The sequence below is a fragment of the Flavobacterium arsenatis genome, assembly GCF_031456785.1.
In the GTDB taxonomy this organism is placed as follows: domain Bacteria; phylum Bacteroidota; class Bacteroidia; order Flavobacteriales; family Flavobacteriaceae; genus Flavobacterium; species Flavobacterium arsenatis.
In genome coordinates, this window is sequence record NZ_JAVDVI010000013.1 from 59,713 (window position 1) to 75,900 (window position 16,188).

Genomic DNA, 16,188 nt, shown 5'->3' on the forward strand with positions numbered 1-16,188 from the left:
TGATTTTTTACAATGATTGGAAAACCTAGAGATTGATCTTTGTATAAAAAATACAACAAATGCAATCAGGTTTATTTTCAATTATTATTTGCTCCCTATTCATAGGTGACACAGCCTATGCACAAACCAATAGTAGCTTAGTACAATCAAAACAAAATGAGATGAAACAGTTTAGTTTATTGGTAAGAGTGCCCGAAAATTATGGTACACTAGAGGCAAAAAAGGCAAATCCTGAATGGGATAAATTACTCGAGCACTGGAAAAAAGAAGGCGTTTATATCTTGAGTTTTGCTTTTCCCGGGGAAAGCTATACCTTATCGGGAGTAGAAAAAAAGATACGGAAAGAAACGGTCCTGTCGGGCAATCTTAAAGTTGTGAGCCACATAGTTCTTCAAACTGAAACTATAGGGCAAGCTTTGGAACTTGCTAAATCTTGTCCGATTCTTTTATATGGAGGAATGGTTGAAGTGAGGGAAATTCCAAAACCCCTCAATCTTACAAGCAAATAAACTAAGCACAATCCTTGCAAACTCCAATCAAAACACAATTTACCTTCTCAACTTTATAGTGTTCGGGAAGTGAAAAATTAACAACCGCGGGAAGACATTCAATCGTTTGACAACTTGTACAGCGAAAGTGAAAATGGTTATCTGGCAATTGCTGCTGATCACATTTTTTACAAACCGCAAAATATTGCTTTCCGTCATCGGCTACAATCTTGTGGACAATGCCGTCATCACAAAACTGATTTAAGACCCTGTATATCGTGGCCCTGTCAATTCCAATTTCAATTTTCTGCACGATAGCATCCTGACTTAACGCCTTTGGCGTAGCATTCAAAACTGCCATAACGGCCTCTTTTGTGGGTGTGGTCCTTCTTTTCATCATCTTATTGCGACTTTGTTGTAATTATTAATGCGATTGTGTTGCAATAGTAAAAAGAAATTATAACTTTGCCAAACAATCAAGAACAAAATGACAAGAAGAGACGTAATAAAAAAGGGAGGACTTCTATTGACGGCTTTGGCCTTGCCTACTTCGTTAACCACTTTTATAAACCACAAGAATATGAAAAACACAACAAATTACGATGCCATTATCATTGGTGGCAGTTATTCAGGACTTTCGGCCGCTATGGCGTTGGGACGTTCGTTGCGAAAAGTACTTATTATTGATGCTGGAGATCCTTGCAATAAACAAACACCGCATTCGCATAATTTTGTTACACAAGATGGCGAAAAACCAAATGTTATTGCTGTAAAAGCCAAAGAACAAGTTTTGAAATACGACACGGTTCAGTTTATTAATGACAAAGCAATCAATGGAGAAAAATCTGAAAAAGGCTTTACGATTCAAACACAATCGGGAGCTGCATATTCGAGCAAGAAACTGATTTTTGCAACAGGCATCAAGGATATTATGCCCGACATAAAAGGCTTTGCTGCATGCTGGGGAATTTCGGTAATTCATTGTCCTTATTGTCACGGCTATGAATTTAAAAATCAAAAAACCGCTATCATGGCCAATGGCGAAAGGGCTTTCCATTTGGCTTCACTGGTTCACAATCTAACCAAGAAACTCGTAATCTTGACTACAGGTAAAGCTAATTTTGACGACACACAACTAGCAAAACTCCACCAAAATGGCATTGAAATTATTGAAACTGAAATTGCCGAAATGGAACATCAGAACGGAAAAATCCAGCATATAGTTTTTAAAGATGGTAAGAAAATCGACCTCGATGCTGTTTATGCAGGAATACCTTTTGAACAGCATACTGACATTCCGGTTGGATTAGGATGCGAACTGACGGAACAAGGCTATATCAAAGTTGACACATTTCAAAAAACATCCATTAGCGGTATATATGCCTGTGGCGACAACAGCTCGATGATGCGATCGGTAGCCAATGCGGTTTATACCGGAAATATGGTTGGAGCGATGGTCAATAAGGAATTGGTAGAGAAAGAATTTTAAAATATTTATTGAAAAAAGAATTTTATTTATTGTTTATCAATAATTATTTATTATTTTTGACCATAATTTAAAACCTAATTATTATGTCAAAAACAAACAACTTCGTATTTTGGGGCCTATATATTATCGCTTGGCTCATTTTTGTCGGCTTGTCTATTGAAGCAGGAGGTTTACTCGTAAATTTCTTTTTCACGTTCTATAACCCTGAATTTGTCCCAAATCTTTATCAAAAGTTGGACTTGATTGAAATGTATAACGAAAGTAAATTGGCTTTTTTCGGTGTCTATAGTTTTATCCTAATCATTTCAATTTTAAAAGCCATCCTATTTTACACCGTTATCCATCTCATGCACAAAATGGATTTGTCAAAACCTTTCAACGATTTTGTTGCGACACAAATTTCGCGAATGAGTTATTTTACGCTTTCAATCGGACTGTTGAGCTACATTGCCAGACACTTGGTTGAAAGTTTAAGGCACCACGGTTTTGTTCCCGACAACTTGGACCAATTTTGGGCCGACAGTGAAGCCTTTATTTTAATGGGAGCTGTGATCTATATCATTGCCATTATTTTCAAAAAAGGAGTGGATATTCAAAACGAAAACGAACTAACCGTATAAGCTATGCCAATAATTGTAAACCTCGATGTAATGATGGCCAAACGAAAGATGTCGCTTAATGAACTTTCCGAAAAAGTGGGTCTCACGTTATCCAACCTTTCCATCCTTAAAACTGGCAAGGCAAAAGCCATTCGGTTCAGTACGCTTGAAATGATCTGCAAGGTTTTGGATTGCCAGCCTTCGGATATTTTGGAGTATAAGCAAGAGTAGGAAAAACTTTAAACAATCATTAACTAAATCATTTTCAAAGCAAAAAGGGAATTGGATATATTTGAAGCAATGAAAAATATTCTTTTCCTTTTCTTGTTCGGAATCTGCAACCTGGCTTTTGCTCAAGGCGAAAAACTCGTGGCAGGAAAAATAATAGTGGCTGATGCCAAAGTCAGCAACATCCTGGTGTTGAACATGACCACCGAAAAGGAAACCCATACCGACAGTTTGGGCCATTTTGAGATTCTTGCAAAAGTCGATGACTTATTGATTTTTTATGCTCCTCATCTGGACAAGATGCGGAAATTGATAGACGACGAAGCCTATAACAGCAAAGTCATAACCATAGAAATGACTTCGAAGATAGAAGAACTAGATGAAGTTGTTGTCGTTAATTATGCTCATATAAATGCTTATGATTTAGGCATCATCCAAAAACCCATAAAATTATTGACTCCTGCCGAAAGGGGAAAATACAGTTCAGAAAAACGTGCCGAAGAATTTGAAGCAAAACTTTCGGCCATTGAAAAACTCGAATCGATTTATGATGTTGCCTTTTTGGAAGAAAAACTAAAAATCGAAAAAGGAATGTCCAAAGGTTTTCTTTTTTATGCCACCGACCATGAATGGTTTATAGCGGTTGCAAAAGGAAAAAACAAGATGCTGACTACTTTTTATCTCACCATGTTGGCTCAAAAATATAATGAATCGCGGAAAAATACTTCCATCACAAAAAACCCTTAAACAAAAAAACCCTTTCAAAACCGAAAGGGATTCGTGTAATCAATGTCATTAAGTTAAGCGGTTTAGTTGTCATTCCGAGGAACGAGGAATCTCAACAACGAGAGCAACAAATAGAGATTCCTCGTTCCTCGAAATGACAAAACTGACTCTTTATAATCTTAACTTAATGAACCAGAACAATTCCAAACTTATGGCCTATGCATTGTATTCTTTTTTTGAAAAGTACCTTCTAATTCATAAAATTTACTGTTGTACCTGATGCGAACTTTGTATTTCATTATAGCATCATTTTCAGCAAAAGAAGAATCACTTTCGTGTAAGCTGATTTTTCCTGATGGATCAGACACTATTTTTTTCTCCTTTTCATTGATATAGAAATTTGCCACCTGAAAATATTCGCTCAATGGTTCTGAAAATAGTAGTTCATACACCATTTGTTGACTTGCATTTTTCAAACCCGCAATTTCCCTATGATACCTTGCAACTGTAACTTGTGGAATTTCCGATTGAGGTTGCTGACCGGCAGTTTTACATTGGATTAACAAAATGATGGATAATAATACTAAAAGTTTTTTCATGACTTAAAATTTTAGTTAAAAGTAGATGTTTTTGTATTATTTTTACCCAATTAAAAGTTGAAATTGATATAGGATTTCAAACCCAAAAAAAAATCTAGCAATTTATATGAAATCGTCATGAACAAAGAGTTTGTTGAAAATCAACACTCATGTTCAAAAGTGATAACATAATGTTACCCCTAAAAAAAGAAAATTAAACACATGCAAAAAATTATTTACTTCATTGTTATTCTTTTAGTTTCTCAGTTGAGTTTTGCTCAGCGAAATCCCATCATCGTTGCAGGGAAGCCTGTAGATTCTGATAATTATTTTGAGATTACCAGACAATTAGACAATTATTGGGCATCCCATCCAAACAGAAACAAAAAAGGAAGCGGTTTCAAAGTCTATCAACGATGGAAAGAGCTTTGGAAATCCTTACATCATGAAGATGGAACGCTTTTTACGCAAAAGGAAGTCCAAAATTTGTATTGGGAAGCAAGAAATTTGACTCCGTCACAGAGTATGGGGCAGAACAACAATAATAATGAGATCAATAACGAGATCGGCAATTGGATTCCATTAGGACCCTTTTCACATACCAATTCAGGTTCCTGGAGTTCTGGTCAAGGCAGGGTGAATGTCACTTTGGTTGATCCAAATAATCCCAATACTATTTACATCGGAACACCTAATGGGGGTTTATGGAAAAGTACTGATCATGGAACCACTTGGGCTAATTTAACGGATTTTCTACCTACGATTGGTGTTTCGGGTATTGCAGTTGATTATGCAAATTCCAATATCGTTTATATTTCCACAGGAGATGAAGATGCTTCGGACAGTTATTCATCGGGCATATTTAAATCAACAGACGGCGGTTTGACTTGGAGTGGCACTGGATTTCCAATATGGGATTATTCGACAACAGGCGAAATTTACATCCACCCAACCAATTCCAATATTCTTTGGGTGGTGAGTAGTCAAGGTTTTTATAAATCTACTGATGCAGGACAAACTTGGACTTTGAAAAACGGTGGTATTTGCAAAGAAATGAGATTAAAACCCAATGACCCTAACGTGATATATTTGGTAGAGAATAATTATGATTCCGGTCAAGTTTACATCAAAAAATCTATTAATGGTGGCGAAACGTTTACAACTCAAACCACCTATAATGACGCTGAAAGAACTGCCATTGCCGTAACGCCAGCTAATGAAAATTATTTATATGTTTTGGTTTCAAATGCTAACTCGTCTTTCAAGGGATTATACCGTTCGGCCAATAGCGGTTTAACTTTTGTCCCACGAAATACCACAACTGATATTTATCAAGCGGACCAAGCTTGGTTTGATTTAGCTTTGACTGTTTCAGATGTGGATCCAAATAAAATTTTTACAGGTTGTTTGAATATTTGGTCTTCTAACAATGGTGGACTAAGTTTTTACCAAGTCAATGAATGGTCTGCTCCAGAAACCCCTTCTTATTCTCATGCGGATATTCATGATTTGAAATTCTTTAACGGAAAATTATATGCAGGAACTGATGGAGGAATTTACGTTTCAGATGATAATGGAACTTCTTTTTCAGATAAAACTAAAAATGGTGTAGCCATCGGACAGATTTATAGAATTGATGTCAAACAAGCTACAGGAACTAACATAGCAGGTGGTTTGCAGGACAATGGTGGCTATCAATTGGTGAACAATCAATGGTATAACTATCATGGTGCAGACGGAATGGATGCTGTTGTTCATCCAACACTGAACTATAGTTTAGGTTTTATCCAATTTGGTTCAGGGCTTTTTGCCACTTTGAATAATCAAGTTCCTACACAAAGTGACTATGTAGCATCTTCTCCTAATGAAGTTGAAGGTAATTGGATTACACCACTTGAAGTGGGTGCTGGAGGAAAACTATATGCTGGATTTGACAAACTGTTTTCACTAAATCCAAACACCTTTCAATGGGTGGGAGAAACTGCTTCTTCGTTTACGAATCAAAACATCGACCAAATCAAAGTGGACCCCAACAATGACCAACGCGTGATGTTTTCTTCGGATAACCGATTGTTCATTTCAAATGGATTGAATCCTATGGCTTTCACGGAATTGTATCTTCCTGGATGGGGCGACATTACCAATTTTGCTTTCAATCATCAAAATCCACAGATTTTATATGCCACCAAATCCGATAATGTTTTAAGGTCGTTGAATGGTGGAGCGACTTGGGAAAATATTACCTATAATTTACCCAATAGCAGAAAAGTAGATATTGTGCATCAATCAAGCAGTGACAACAATACGATCTATGTGGCCTTGTCAAGAGCAGTTTATTATTTTGATGATTCTAGTACTACATGGAGTTTACTCAGCAATGGACTTCCAAACACTACCATCACAGATTTGGAAGTAAATGCCGTTGAGAATCATGTTTTGGTATCGACTTATGGTCGTGGTATTTGGAGAACATCTGTATCGCCTAATAGCTTGAGTGTTGATGGTTTTGAAAAAAAGGAAGCTTCTCTTTTTTTCTATCCCAATCCAGTACAAAATGGCTATGTTCAATTCAATAGTGCAATCAATGAAGCTGTAACGGTGAATGTTTTTGATATGAATGGTCGAAAAATTTTTCAAAAACAATTAGATAAAATTTCTTTGGAAACTAAAATTGATGTTTCGCAAATCAGCACTGGTAACTACATCATTCAATTGATTTCAGAACATCATTTGGTTACTAAAAAATTATTGGTTAAGTAAGTTGGGAGTTTTCAAGTCTTAATACTTGATTCTTAATACTTTCAAAATGATGCAAAAAAGCTTCCTTGTAAAACTTAATTTGTCCCTTGGAAAATGTTCATTTGTTCGTTGTTAATCACCTGCAAGGTTTTGAAATTCCAACCTTCGGATGTTTTTAGAATACAAACCAAAACGTTTTATTGTAGTAGTACTTTAAACGTTTTGGAAAAACTTTCGTTGCTTAAAGTTACAAAATAGATGCCTGTAGATTTGCTTTGAAAATCTATTTGACGTTCTGTTTTTCCTGACTGTACCAACTGTCCAATAGAATTGTAAATGCTATATCCTATAGTTCCTTCCAGATTTTTCAAGTGTAATGTTCCGCTTGTAACCGTTGGATAAAGCAATATCGTTTCCACTTCATTTTTAGGATTAGACAGCACGTTCCAAGAGTCAGTCGCAGTCATTCCGCCCCAAATCATTGTAGCCAGATAGGGATTGTCTATAAATGGGTTTCGATTGCCTTGCAGTGTTTGTAGAATATTGTTTCGGTTGATTTCAAAATCCGAAACGGGATCTTGAGCATTCCAATTCAAAAAAATATCTGGCATATCCGAAAAGGGATTGCTTGCTGTTCCCGCTCCAACAACAGTTGCCGGACATTGGCTTGTATAACGCAAATACATATACATCATCATTCGGGCCACATCCCCTTTCCATTCGTCGCCTGGATAAAAATTTCCGTTTTCGAGCACTGTGGCATTGCCACTACCTTCGTCAAAAATTCGGTTGCTGCGGGTGTTATTAAATTGAGAATCAATAGCTCTAAGATGATGAGCATCCGAACCGGCAAACACATAGCCTAAATTGGGATTTCCTAACGAACGTGGAAAAGTATGCTCTCTAACCCAAAGGCCTGTGCAACTTGAAGTGTGGCAACTCAGGTCCTTATCCCGTCTTCTATCATTGAAGTACACATCATCCGAACCGTCTTCATAGCCATAAACCAAAAGGACTTTTGTGTTATCAGTAGGATCCAAATCGGTTTGTTTCAGTGCATTCCACACTTCTGGAGTATATACCAAATCATAGACATGTGTAGTCGAAACCAAATTCGTTAAATCTGATCGGAGACTTTCTCCACTTTGGGAAAAATCAATAGAAGCATAATACACGGGAATTTGTGCAATGCAAAAAAGAGGCATCAAAAAGAGCCCTAAAAATATTTTTTTCATCAAATGGGGTATTCTGGGGTATGTATAGTCTTCAAAAATACTATAATTTACCTTGCAAAAAACGCATCACCATTAAATATTGGTTATTTTAAGGTAAAGACATTCAGTATTTTAGAGCATTTTCTAATTTTTAATGCTTCATTTTTAATTTATTTTCCGCTTTTACGGAAAACCGTACTTTCTGCTTTGCAAACTTCTTTAGCTTTGTGTTAAAGAAATAGGGTTTTCCCTAGTTGTGGGGGAGATTTTTTTGGTATTTTTGGGAGGATTTGACAACATGGCCACGCGAAGGGATTCGCGCGGTAGCGGGGGTATCATTAAAAAACGGATTATTTAATGAGGCATGGGATTATTTAATTGACGCACAAGATTCTGCTATTCGCTCAATGCAAGCACACAATATTAATGGTCATTTAGAGAAATACAACAATCGATTATTACTTATTGAAAAATTAATTTTTCCTCCACAACTTTTTTTTAGTGATCGAACAATAATTTCCAAAAGTTCTTGTACAATTTGCAGACAAGATATGCAAGAATGTGAACACATAAAGGGAAAATTTTATATGGGAGAACAATGTTGCGAAAGAGTAGAAAAAATAGAATCAATTAATGGTATTGACATCGTCAAAGAGCCTGCAAATAAAAAATGTAGAGTAATAACAGAAAAATAAAAACTTCACCTAACAGGCGTTTGGCACATAAAAAAAATCCTAAGTAAACATTAACAATACAACCAAAAAAATAATGGCAAATAGTAAAATTCAAGATTTCTTTAACCGAAAGTTTTTTGAAATACCAAAATATCAAAGAGGTTACGCTTGGAATAAAGAAAACGTAAGAGACCTTTTTAATGATATTCGAGAGGCTGAAGAAGTAAAATCCTCTCACTACATCGGAACTGTGGTATTGTCTAAATCTAAAAAAAGCGATAGAGTTTTTTTCATAGTTGATGGACAACAGAGAACTACAACCATAACAATGATAATTAACGCATTAATCAAAAAACTATCGAAAGATGATGCAGCATTCTATAAAAGATTTTACATAACCGAAAATGATGTACACCGATTAAAACCACTTGGAAAAGAAAAAGAATTTTTTGAAAAATTACTCAATGAAAAATCTTTAGAGCCAAAAAACAAAAGTCAGAGACTTTTGATTGAAGCTTATGAAGAAATTGAAGAACAAATTGAACAAATTAAAGACCCTTTGAGTTTTTTAAATATGATTGAGAGTTTGGAAATCCTTGAATTTATTGAAGAAAGCGAAGGAGATGCTATTAGGATTTTTCAAACAGTAAATGACCGAGGAAAGCCTTTGTCAAATATGGAAAAAGCTAAAAGTTTGTTAGTTTATTTTTCAAATCGCTATTTAGAAAAAAAGTTGGATGATAAAATAAATGATGCCTTTGGTGAGATTTTTCAAATGTATGATGAAATTAAATTCAAAGGAGAAGAGTTGGGAATCACATTAATCGGAAGTGATAAATTTAGCGAAGATACTGTTATGCGTTACCATTTTGTCGCATATAATGACGAAGACTACGATGCAACAGCTGGTTATGTTTTAAATTTTCTCAAAAAAAGATTAAACAGTTACAGAAAAGTAGGAAAAAACATTGGTTACCAAAAGGTTGAAGATTTTATAAATGATTATATGGAAAGTTTACGGCTTTTCTTTGAAAGTCTAAATAATCTAATTAAAAGAGCAGATAAAAAAAGGCAATATTTTAAATTATTCGCAATCTTAAATCTTTCAGCAACAGTCTATCCATTAATAGTAAAATTAGAAATGCTTGGAAGATTAGAAAATAAATTACCAAGTCCTGAATATAAAAAATTCACTTTCCTTGATTTAATTGAACTTATTGATGTAAGAATATACAAAACAAGAAATACTGATCCAAGAGCAGAAATATCAAGATTTGCGTGTGGGCTCAATGAAAAAACTACTGATGAACAAATTCAAAATTGGCTGCTATGGTATAATAAGCAATGGATGAGTAAACCAAATTTTGTAAATTATCTAAACGGTTACATCTATGGAAACCGAGCCTTACCACATATCTTCATTGATTATTCAGAGCATTTGAGTGGAACTGAATTCACAATGGAAGAATTAAAGAAAATAGCCAACGATAGAAGATTTAATCCAACAATTGAACATATTTTATCGCAAAAACCAAAATTCACTTTAAAAAGCCACGGATTTAAAAGTACGGAGGAGTATTTAGAATATGAAGACAGTCTGGGTAATCTATGTGTTTTAGAGAAAAACTTAAACAGTGGTGCCCAAAATAAAAGTACTTTTGAGAAAGTAACAGTTTATGACAAGAGCATTTTTAAAATGACCAAAAATATATCATCTCAAATTTCAATTAACCGAGAATTTAAGAAAAAAGATATTGAAGAGAGAACCGAATTAATAGCTGATTATTTAGTAAAAAAATGGTGGTGTTGAAAGAATAATGTGCCACCCCGCTACCACGACGAAAACGGAAATAGATTAGGAAATAGAGAAAAATAAGAAATGAGAGCAGAAATACCCGATCGCTCGGATATATACAATAGTTATTATACACAACAGTTAACCCGATTGCTCGGATATATACACATAGTTATTATACGCAACAGTTAGCGCGGTTTTGCAAACCGTGCCCACAAACAAAATCAAAAAAATAAAAAGAATCCGAACGCTCGGATTAAATTGAGTTTTTTTTATTAGTTTTTTTTTTAGACTCCAAACTTTGTGGGCACGGTTTGCAAAACCGCGCTAACTGTTGTGGATAGCAAGCGGTCATTTAAAGCCTCGGGTGCAAACCGTGACCACAAACAAAATCAAAAAAACGTCTCCTAATTATTCAAAGCTTTTCGTACTTTTAAATAAAAAATGTCAACCAAATACAAAGCCACTACTACAGATGAAGCCTATTTTATTACTATAACCACAGTAGGCTGGATAGATGTTTTTACTCGGTTCAACCAAAAGCAAGCCCTAATTGAATCACTAAAATATTGTCAAACTCATAAAGGGTTGGAGGTTTATGCCTATTGCCTGATGCACAGTCACATTCATTTGCTTTGCAAGGCAACCAATGGTTTTATACTCTCAGATGTAATGCGGGATTTTAAGAAATTTACTTCAAAGAAAATAATTCAACTTATTTTGGATGAACCAGAAAGCAGGAGGGAATGGATGCTTGATTATTTTAAAAAAGCATGCGAACATTTAAAAAAAGAACGACAATATAAGGTCTGGCAAGATGGCTATCATGCTGAAGCTATTTTCAGCAATAAATTTATTCGGCAAAAAACGGATTATATTCATAACAATCCTGTAAAGGAAAAAATAGTTACCCAGCCAGAAGACTATTATTTTAGTTCGGCCAGGAACTATGCCGGTTTGGATAATGATTTAGAAATTGTGTTGCTGGATTTGTATTGAGTTTATACTTTGTGGGCACGGTTTGCAAAACCGCTAACTGTTTAATTTATCCTGATAACCTACAACCATGCCCTCAATGCAATTTTAGTTAAGTAAATAAACAGTCCGTTTTGTCCTTCCGACGTAGGAGGAATCGCATTGTCAAATTCACTTTATAGAGCTACTTGTGAGTTCCCTCCTTCGTCGGGAGGACAAGATTGAGCTTAACTTAATGACATTGAGCTCGCGGTAGCAAAAAGAGGGATTTCAACTTCCTTCCATTCGACAAAAAAAATCCCTCTCAAAACTGAAAGGGATTTTCTCTTTAAAAAAGTAAAGAACCTTAATTCAATACCCTCTTCTCAATATATTTGGAATTCATAATCCGTACGATTCCCATATAATCCATCGTAAATTCTATCTGGTCGCCTACTTTGTAGCCTTTTGGGTTTTCGCCCAAATCGAGCACCACCATGTCTGAGGTGGCTCCGGCATATTTGATGGCAAAATCAACAGGATCAAAATGCTTGATGTCGATGTCGAGCAAGCCCACATCAATAATGGCACGATAGGTGGTCTTTCCAACATTTTCCTGATCAAAAGTAACCGTGTCACCTTCAAGGTTGAGCCCCATTTCTCCCGACGGAATCAAGGGCTTTTCATACAACTCGATGATTTCGGCATAGAGCTTGAAAATATCGTTTTCCAATTCCTCATATTTCCTGTTGTTATAGACATCGGTTCCCATAAAGAGGGTTTCCCCTACCCTAAAATGATTCACATCCTTTGGCAGGAGTTTCTGTTCTATGAGCGGAATCGTAACCGACGAACCTCCGGAAATAAACGGAATATCCACATTGAATTTCAGTTCAATCAATTGCTTGTAAAGGCAAAGTTGAATCAGTTTGTCGTTGTTGGGCAAAATCCCATAAAGACAGGAAAGATTGGTTCCGATTCCCACCACTTCTATATTTTTCATCTGGAAAACCGTGGAATAGAAATCTACAAAATCGTCCCGCATCACGCCTTCGCGAAGTTCGCCAAGATCGATCATAATAATGATTTTATGGATTTTACCCTGTTTCAAAGCTTCTTCAGATAACATTCTGATGGTGTCAAAATCAGTGTTCATGCTGATATCTGCATAGGTAACCACTTCTTCAATCACCCCTTTTGCAGGTGGTTTTATATAGATGGTTTGGGCTTCCTCTTTCAACAACTTGATCATTTTCAGATTAGTGATCCTTGAATCTGAATATTGGTTGATGCCCAAATCGAGCAGTTCCTTCAAATATTTCTTATTGCCACAGAGCATTTTCGTGACAATCGACCATTCGATGTCGTGCTTGGAAAAAAAGGTATTCAGATAATGATAATTCTTCTTGAGTTTTTCTGTTTCGAGTGTTATAAAGGCCATCTTTAATTTTTTGAATACCTCATTTCAAGATATTTGTTTGTAAAACCAAGCTTTTCATACAGCTTCTTTGCAGGATTATCTGCTTCAACGTGCAAGGCAATACTTCCCGTTGCGGTTTCCATCGCCTCAATCATCAGTTGTTTTCCGATTCCTTTTCCGCGTTGGTTGCAATCTGTTGCAATATAAACCAGGATATTTTCGGGAATATACTTTTTCATTCCTGTTTCGTTTACCACTACGGCACCAACGATTTCCGAATCCATTTTGGCCGAGATCAGAAAACCTCCTTTATTGGGTTCGTCACTCAAGGCATATTTTATGGCTTCTTCAATGTCGTTTTTAGGATCGCCATATTCTTCTAAATTATGAAAAAGAAAATCTAAAATTTCTTCTTGCAAATGGCTGTCAATTTTTGTGGTTGGATTGAATTTTTCGATTACTATCATTTTATTGTATTTTTAATTTACCCCCAATATAATTTTTTGAAGCTTTTATCCAAAAATCAGCCGTTAAACTTTGTTAAAACTGGCTTACAGGCTTTTAAAACGAAAATTAAGATTTTGAGCCATGTTTCGATTATCAAAATAATATAACACTATTCTTAAATTCCGTAACTCATTCTAAAAATCCCAAAACTATCTTTGCCCTGTGCTTTGTTAGGAAATATACTAGTAAAGTAGAAAATAGATTAACATTAAAAACTAAAACAATGAAAACAAAATTTAAATTAGTAGCCTTTGCAATCGCAATGCTATTTGCAGGAAATGTAAACGCTCAAGACACAACGACAGAAAATTATGACCAAGGCTTCCGTTTAGGATTTGGTATCAATGCAGGATATGTATTTGATGACCCTTATGATTTTGCACTTGGAGCAGATGCAAGACTTCAATACGATCTATCAAAAAGAACTTCCCTGACCCTGACAACAGGTTTCACGAATCTTTTTATTGGAGACGATGTTAAAGATTTAGGATTCATCCCGGTAAAAGCAGGTTTCAAAGGATTCATCTGGGAAGATCAATTTTATCTTTTGGGAGAAGTTGGTGCTGGTTTTGCCGTGACAAACGATTATGACCAAACGACATTGATCCTAGCTCCAGGAATTGGTTATGCCAACAAATACATCGATTTGAGTTTGCGTTATGAATATTATGGAGATTTCCCAAAAGCAAACGGTGGCGAAGGTGTTGGTCAACTTGCTTTGCGTCTTGCCTACGGTTTCAGACTGTAAGTAAAAAATAAAAAATTGCTATAAAAAGTAAAACCTGATTGTGAATCTCGCAATCAGGTTTTTTTATTTACGCTCCAACTAAATTTTTAATTCCTAATTTTTAATTGGAATTCAGCTCAATTTATCAATATAAAGCTTAATATTCGCCTTGATTTCCTCCTCCAATTCAGGATTCTTGATGTCCGTATATTTTTCCATTTCGTTCAGGATAATCTTCCCCACAATATAACGGGCCAATTCTTTATCATCAGCAGGAACTACAAACCACGGAGCATGTGCTTTAGAAGATTTGTTGATGGCTTCCTGATAAAACTTTTGATAATCGTCCCATTCGTCCCGTTCTTTCAAGTCGCCAGGCGAAAATTTCCAGTTGTGTTTTCCCTCTTCCAAGCGTCTCAAAAGGCGTTCCCTTTGTTCCTCTTTGCTCAAATGCAGGAAAAATTTCAAGACAATCGTTCCGTTTTCCGTGATATGTTTTTCAAAATTATTCATTTGATCAAATCGCTTTTCCCAGAATTCTTCCTTGATATCCTCCACCTTTTCAATTCCTGGAAGATTTTCATTCAAAATATATTCGGGATGCACCCTTGTCACCAACACATTTTCATAATGGGTCCGATTAAAAACCGAGAACTTACCTCTTTCCGGCAAGGCAATATAATGCCGCCAGAGATAATCATGCTCCAGTTCTGTCGAATTTGGCGTTTTAAAACTATGCACCACCACTCCTCTCGGATTCATTTCCTTAAAGACTTCCCGAATCAAGCTGTCCTTCCCCGAAGTATCCATCCCCTGGAGGCAAATCAAAACACCATAGCGATTATGGGCATACATCGTGTCCTGCAACTCACTCATCTTGTTCCGAACCTTGTTCAGTTTTTTCTCCTTTTTCTCATCATCAATATCAACCTCAACTTTCGTAGGCATTTTCATGAGGTCAATAGGCTCCACTACTCTGAAATACTCTAAATTTAAATTTTTCATAACGCATTTTATTTTACATAAATGTATATATTTAAACTCAAAAATAAAATATATTTTTTAAGAAGCTAATCCCGCTATCCGTTGCAATCTTTTCTTTTTTTAAAGAAAAAAAAGAAAAGGATTTCCACTACTATCGGGGCTAAAAATAGAACACCATCATGCAAAAATTTCAACTTGAACTCTTGTTCCAAATCATCGGCATTGGTTCGGCTTCCGGATTATTCTTCAAGAACGAGTCGCTTTTCCTGATTTCCGACAACAGCAAGGCACTCTACGAATACCATTTGACCGACAAAAAGCTCGACAGCCATATTCTCCTTGAAAATCCAGAATTGCCACAAGAAAACATCCCGAAAAAACTAAAACCCGATTTCGAATCCATTACTCCATTTGGCGAAGACCTTTGTGTTTTTGGTTCAGGCTCCACCGAAAACCGAAACCAAATGGTGCAGTTCAATACCTACAATAAAAAAGCAATCAAGACTTTAGACCTCACCGATCTTTATCTTTCGATGCAATATTTCGCCGAAATCAAACCCGAAGATTTCAATATCGAAGGAAGTGTTTTTGATGGTCAAAACTGGTATTTCTTCCAAAGAGGGAACGGAGAAAACGGTCAGAATGGTGTTTTCACCGTTTCGGGAGAAAATCTCGAAAACGAATTTTCAATCGTTTACAACAGTTATAAATTGCCCAAAATAAAAGGTGTCCGAACCTCCTTTACCGATGCAATCCTCCTAGACGAAACCCTTTATTTTTTGGCTACAGCCGAAAATTCAAAATCAACCTATGAAGATGGCGAAGTCCTGGGAAGCATCATCGGAAGCATCGATACCAAAACCATGAAGCTCAAATCAAAGCAAACCATCAGCAACAAACATAAATTTGAAGGACTCACGCTTTATAAAAACAATCAAGATTCTCTCGAATTCCTTTTGTGTGAAGACAAAGATTCTGACGTGCAACAATCTGATATTTACAAGCTTACTTTGAAGAAATGATGAGTGATCAGTTTTCATCCAGAGGCTTCAGGAGTGAAGGTTGA

At 35.9% G+C, this 16,188-nt stretch carries 17 protein-coding genes; 11 read left to right on the top strand and 6 right to left on the bottom strand.

Features of this window, described 5'->3' with window-relative positions:
* Positions 1-59: 59 nt before the first annotated feature.
* A complete protein-coding gene (locus J2X31_RS13925) occupies positions 60-509 on the top strand; it encodes a YciI family protein (protein ID WP_310027449.1) in 450 nt (149 codons plus the stop codon).
* A 1-nt stretch (position 510) separates the two neighbouring features.
* Here the strand turns inward: J2X31_RS13925 and J2X31_RS13930 are convergent, their stop codons facing one another.
* Positions 511-888 carry a Fur family transcriptional regulator gene (locus J2X31_RS13930; RefSeq protein ID WP_310027450.1) on the bottom strand — a complete coding sequence of 126 codons (378 nt, stop codon included), beginning with the start codon at positions 886-888 and terminating at the stop codon, positions 511-513.
* 180 nt (positions 889-1,068) lie between these two features.
* On the opposite strand from J2X31_RS13930, the gene J2X31_RS13935 reads away from it, so the two are divergent.
* The 4 genes from J2X31_RS13935 to J2X31_RS13950 all read left to right on the top strand — a co-directional run bounded on the left by J2X31_RS13935 (position 1,069) and on the right by J2X31_RS13950 (position 3,551).
* Positions 1,069-1,977, top strand: coding sequence for an NAD(P)/FAD-dependent oxidoreductase (locus J2X31_RS13935; protein ID WP_310027547.1), 909 nt, complete (start codon positions 1,069-1,071; stop codon positions 1,975-1,977).
* Between the two features lie 83 nt (positions 1,978-2,060).
* The gene (locus J2X31_RS13940) at positions 2,061-2,597 is read left to right on the top strand and encodes a DUF2975 domain-containing protein (protein WP_310027452.1); all 537 of its coding nucleotides are present in this window, start codon (positions 2,061-2,063) and stop codon (positions 2,595-2,597) included.
* Positions 2,598-2,600: 3 nt separating this feature from the next.
* Positions 2,601-2,807 (top strand): helix-turn-helix domain-containing protein, encoded by a 207-nt coding sequence (locus J2X31_RS13945; RefSeq protein WP_310027453.1) that lies wholly within the window; start codon positions 2,601-2,603, stop codon positions 2,805-2,807.
* A 69-nt stretch (positions 2,808-2,876) separates the two neighbouring features.
* Entirely contained in the window at positions 2,877-3,551 is a 675-nt protein-coding gene (locus J2X31_RS13950; RefSeq protein ID WP_310027455.1) for a hypothetical protein, read from the top strand.
* Positions 3,552-3,739: 188 nt separating this feature from the next.
* Here the strand turns inward: J2X31_RS13950 and J2X31_RS13955 are convergent, their stop codons facing one another.
* On the bottom strand, positions 3,740-4,129 hold the full coding sequence (locus J2X31_RS13955; RefSeq protein ID WP_310027456.1) for a hypothetical protein: 390 nt from the start codon (positions 4,127-4,129) through the stop codon (positions 3,740-3,742).
* Between the two features lie 201 nt (positions 4,130-4,330).
* Between J2X31_RS13955 and J2X31_RS13960 the strand changes: the two genes are divergently transcribed.
* Positions 4,331-6,868 carry a T9SS type A sorting domain-containing protein gene (locus J2X31_RS13960; RefSeq protein WP_310027457.1) on the top strand — a complete coding sequence of 846 codons (2,538 nt, stop codon included), beginning with the start codon at positions 4,331-4,333 and terminating at the stop codon, positions 6,866-6,868.
* A 176-nt stretch (positions 6,869-7,044) separates the two neighbouring features.
* Here J2X31_RS13960 and J2X31_RS13965 read toward each other — a convergent pair whose 3' ends face one another.
* Positions 7,045-8,082: an endonuclease gene (locus J2X31_RS13965; protein WP_310027458.1), complete on the bottom strand. Its 1,038-nt coding sequence runs from the start codon at positions 8,080-8,082 to the stop codon at positions 7,045-7,047.
* A gap of 269 nt (positions 8,083-8,351) precedes the next feature.
* Here J2X31_RS13965 and J2X31_RS13970 point away from each other — a divergent pair, with 269 nt between their 5' ends.
* The 3 genes from J2X31_RS13970 (at position 8,352) to J2X31_RS13980 (ending at position 11,529) form a co-directional block, all read left to right on the top strand.
* Positions 8,352-8,756: a hypothetical protein gene (locus tag J2X31_RS13970; RefSeq protein WP_310027460.1), complete on the top strand. Its 405-nt coding sequence runs from the start codon at positions 8,352-8,354 to the stop codon at positions 8,754-8,756.
* A 73-nt stretch (positions 8,757-8,829) separates the two neighbouring features.
* The gene (locus J2X31_RS13975; RefSeq protein WP_310027462.1) at positions 8,830-10,545 is read left to right on the top strand and encodes a DUF262 domain-containing protein; all 1,716 of its coding nucleotides are present in this window, start codon (positions 8,830-8,832) and stop codon (positions 10,543-10,545) included.
* Between the two features lie 429 nt (positions 10,546-10,974).
* Complete coding sequence (locus tag J2X31_RS13980; protein WP_310027464.1) at positions 10,975-11,529, top strand: REP-associated tyrosine transposase; 555 nt, start codon at positions 10,975-10,977, stop codon at positions 11,527-11,529.
* A gap of 322 nt (positions 11,530-11,851) precedes the next feature.
* On the opposite strand, the gene J2X31_RS13985 is transcribed toward J2X31_RS13980, so the two are convergent.
* Positions 11,852-12,925 carry an alanine racemase gene (locus J2X31_RS13985; protein ID WP_310027465.1) on the bottom strand — a complete coding sequence of 358 codons (1,074 nt, stop codon included), beginning with the start codon at positions 12,923-12,925 and terminating at the stop codon, positions 11,852-11,854.
* Between the two features lie 2 nt (positions 12,926-12,927).
* Complete coding sequence (locus tag J2X31_RS13990) at positions 12,928-13,371, bottom strand: GNAT family N-acetyltransferase (protein ID WP_310027466.1); 444 nt, start codon at positions 13,369-13,371, stop codon at positions 12,928-12,930.
* A 263-nt stretch (positions 13,372-13,634) separates the two neighbouring features.
* On the opposite strand from J2X31_RS13990, the gene J2X31_RS13995 reads away from it, so the two are divergent.
* The gene (locus J2X31_RS13995) at positions 13,635-14,159 is read left to right on the top strand and encodes a hypothetical protein (RefSeq protein ID WP_374725227.1); all 525 of its coding nucleotides are present in this window, start codon (positions 13,635-13,637) and stop codon (positions 14,157-14,159) included.
* Positions 14,160-14,270: 111 nt separating this feature from the next.
* Here the strand turns inward: J2X31_RS13995 and J2X31_RS14000 are convergent, their stop codons facing one another.
* Positions 14,271-15,143, bottom strand: coding sequence for a PPK2 family polyphosphate kinase (locus J2X31_RS14000; RefSeq protein WP_310027467.1), 873 nt, complete (start codon positions 15,141-15,143; stop codon positions 14,271-14,273).
* 158 nt (positions 15,144-15,301) lie between these two features.
* Here J2X31_RS14000 and J2X31_RS14005 point away from each other — a divergent pair, with 158 nt between their 5' ends.
* Positions 15,302-16,144 (top strand): DUF6929 family protein, encoded by an 843-nt coding sequence (locus tag J2X31_RS14005; RefSeq protein ID WP_310027468.1) that lies wholly within the window; start codon positions 15,302-15,304, stop codon positions 16,142-16,144.
* Positions 16,145-16,188 lie beyond the last annotated feature (44 nt).

Bases quoted from the DNA above. Each gene is read 5' to 3' on its own strand.
- J2X31_RS13925 (WP_310027449.1), top strand. From the start codon at position 60: ATGCAATCAGGTTTATTTTCAATTATTATTTGCTCCCTATTCATAGGT.
- J2X31_RS13930 (WP_310027450.1), bottom strand. From the start codon at position 888: ATGATGAAAAGAAGGACCACACCCACAAAAGAGGCCGTTATGGCAGTT.
- J2X31_RS13935 (WP_310027547.1), top strand. From the start codon at position 1,069: ATGAAAAACACAACAAATTACGATGCCATTATCATTGGTGGCAGTTAT.
- J2X31_RS13940 (WP_310027452.1), top strand. From the start codon at position 2,061: ATGTCAAAAACAAACAACTTCGTATTTTGGGGCCTATATATTATCGCT.
- J2X31_RS13945 (WP_310027453.1), top strand. From the start codon at position 2,601: ATGCCAATAATTGTAAACCTCGATGTAATGATGGCCAAACGAAAGATG.
- J2X31_RS13950 (WP_310027455.1), top strand. From the start codon at position 2,877: ATGAAAAATATTCTTTTCCTTTTCTTGTTCGGAATCTGCAACCTGGCT.
- J2X31_RS13955 (WP_310027456.1), bottom strand. From the start codon at position 4,129: ATGAAAAAACTTTTAGTATTATTATCCATCATTTTGTTAATCCAATGT.
- J2X31_RS13960 (WP_310027457.1), top strand. From the start codon at position 4,331: ATGCAAAAAATTATTTACTTCATTGTTATTCTTTTAGTTTCTCAGTTG.
- J2X31_RS13965 (WP_310027458.1), bottom strand. From the start codon at position 8,082: ATGAAAAAAATATTTTTAGGGCTCTTTTTGATGCCTCTTTTTTGCATT.
- J2X31_RS13975 (WP_310027462.1), top strand. From the start codon at position 8,830: ATGGCAAATAGTAAAATTCAAGATTTCTTTAACCGAAAGTTTTTTGAA.
- J2X31_RS13980 (WP_310027464.1), top strand. From the start codon at position 10,975: ATGTCAACCAAATACAAAGCCACTACTACAGATGAAGCCTATTTTATT.
- J2X31_RS13985 (WP_310027465.1), bottom strand. From the start codon at position 12,925: ATGGCCTTTATAACACTCGAAACAGAAAAACTCAAGAAGAATTATCAT.
- J2X31_RS13990 (WP_310027466.1), bottom strand. From the start codon at position 13,371: ATGATAGTAATCGAAAAATTCAATCCAACCACAAAAATTGACAGCCAT.
- J2X31_RS13995 (WP_374725227.1), top strand. From the start codon at position 13,635: ATGAAAACAAAATTTAAATTAGTAGCCTTTGCAATCGCAATGCTATTT.
- J2X31_RS14000 (WP_310027467.1), bottom strand. From the start codon at position 15,143: ATGAAAAATTTAAATTTAGAGTATTTCAGAGTAGTGGAGCCTATTGAC.
- J2X31_RS14005 (WP_310027468.1), top strand. From the start codon at position 15,302: ATGCAAAAATTTCAACTTGAACTCTTGTTCCAAATCATCGGCATTGGT.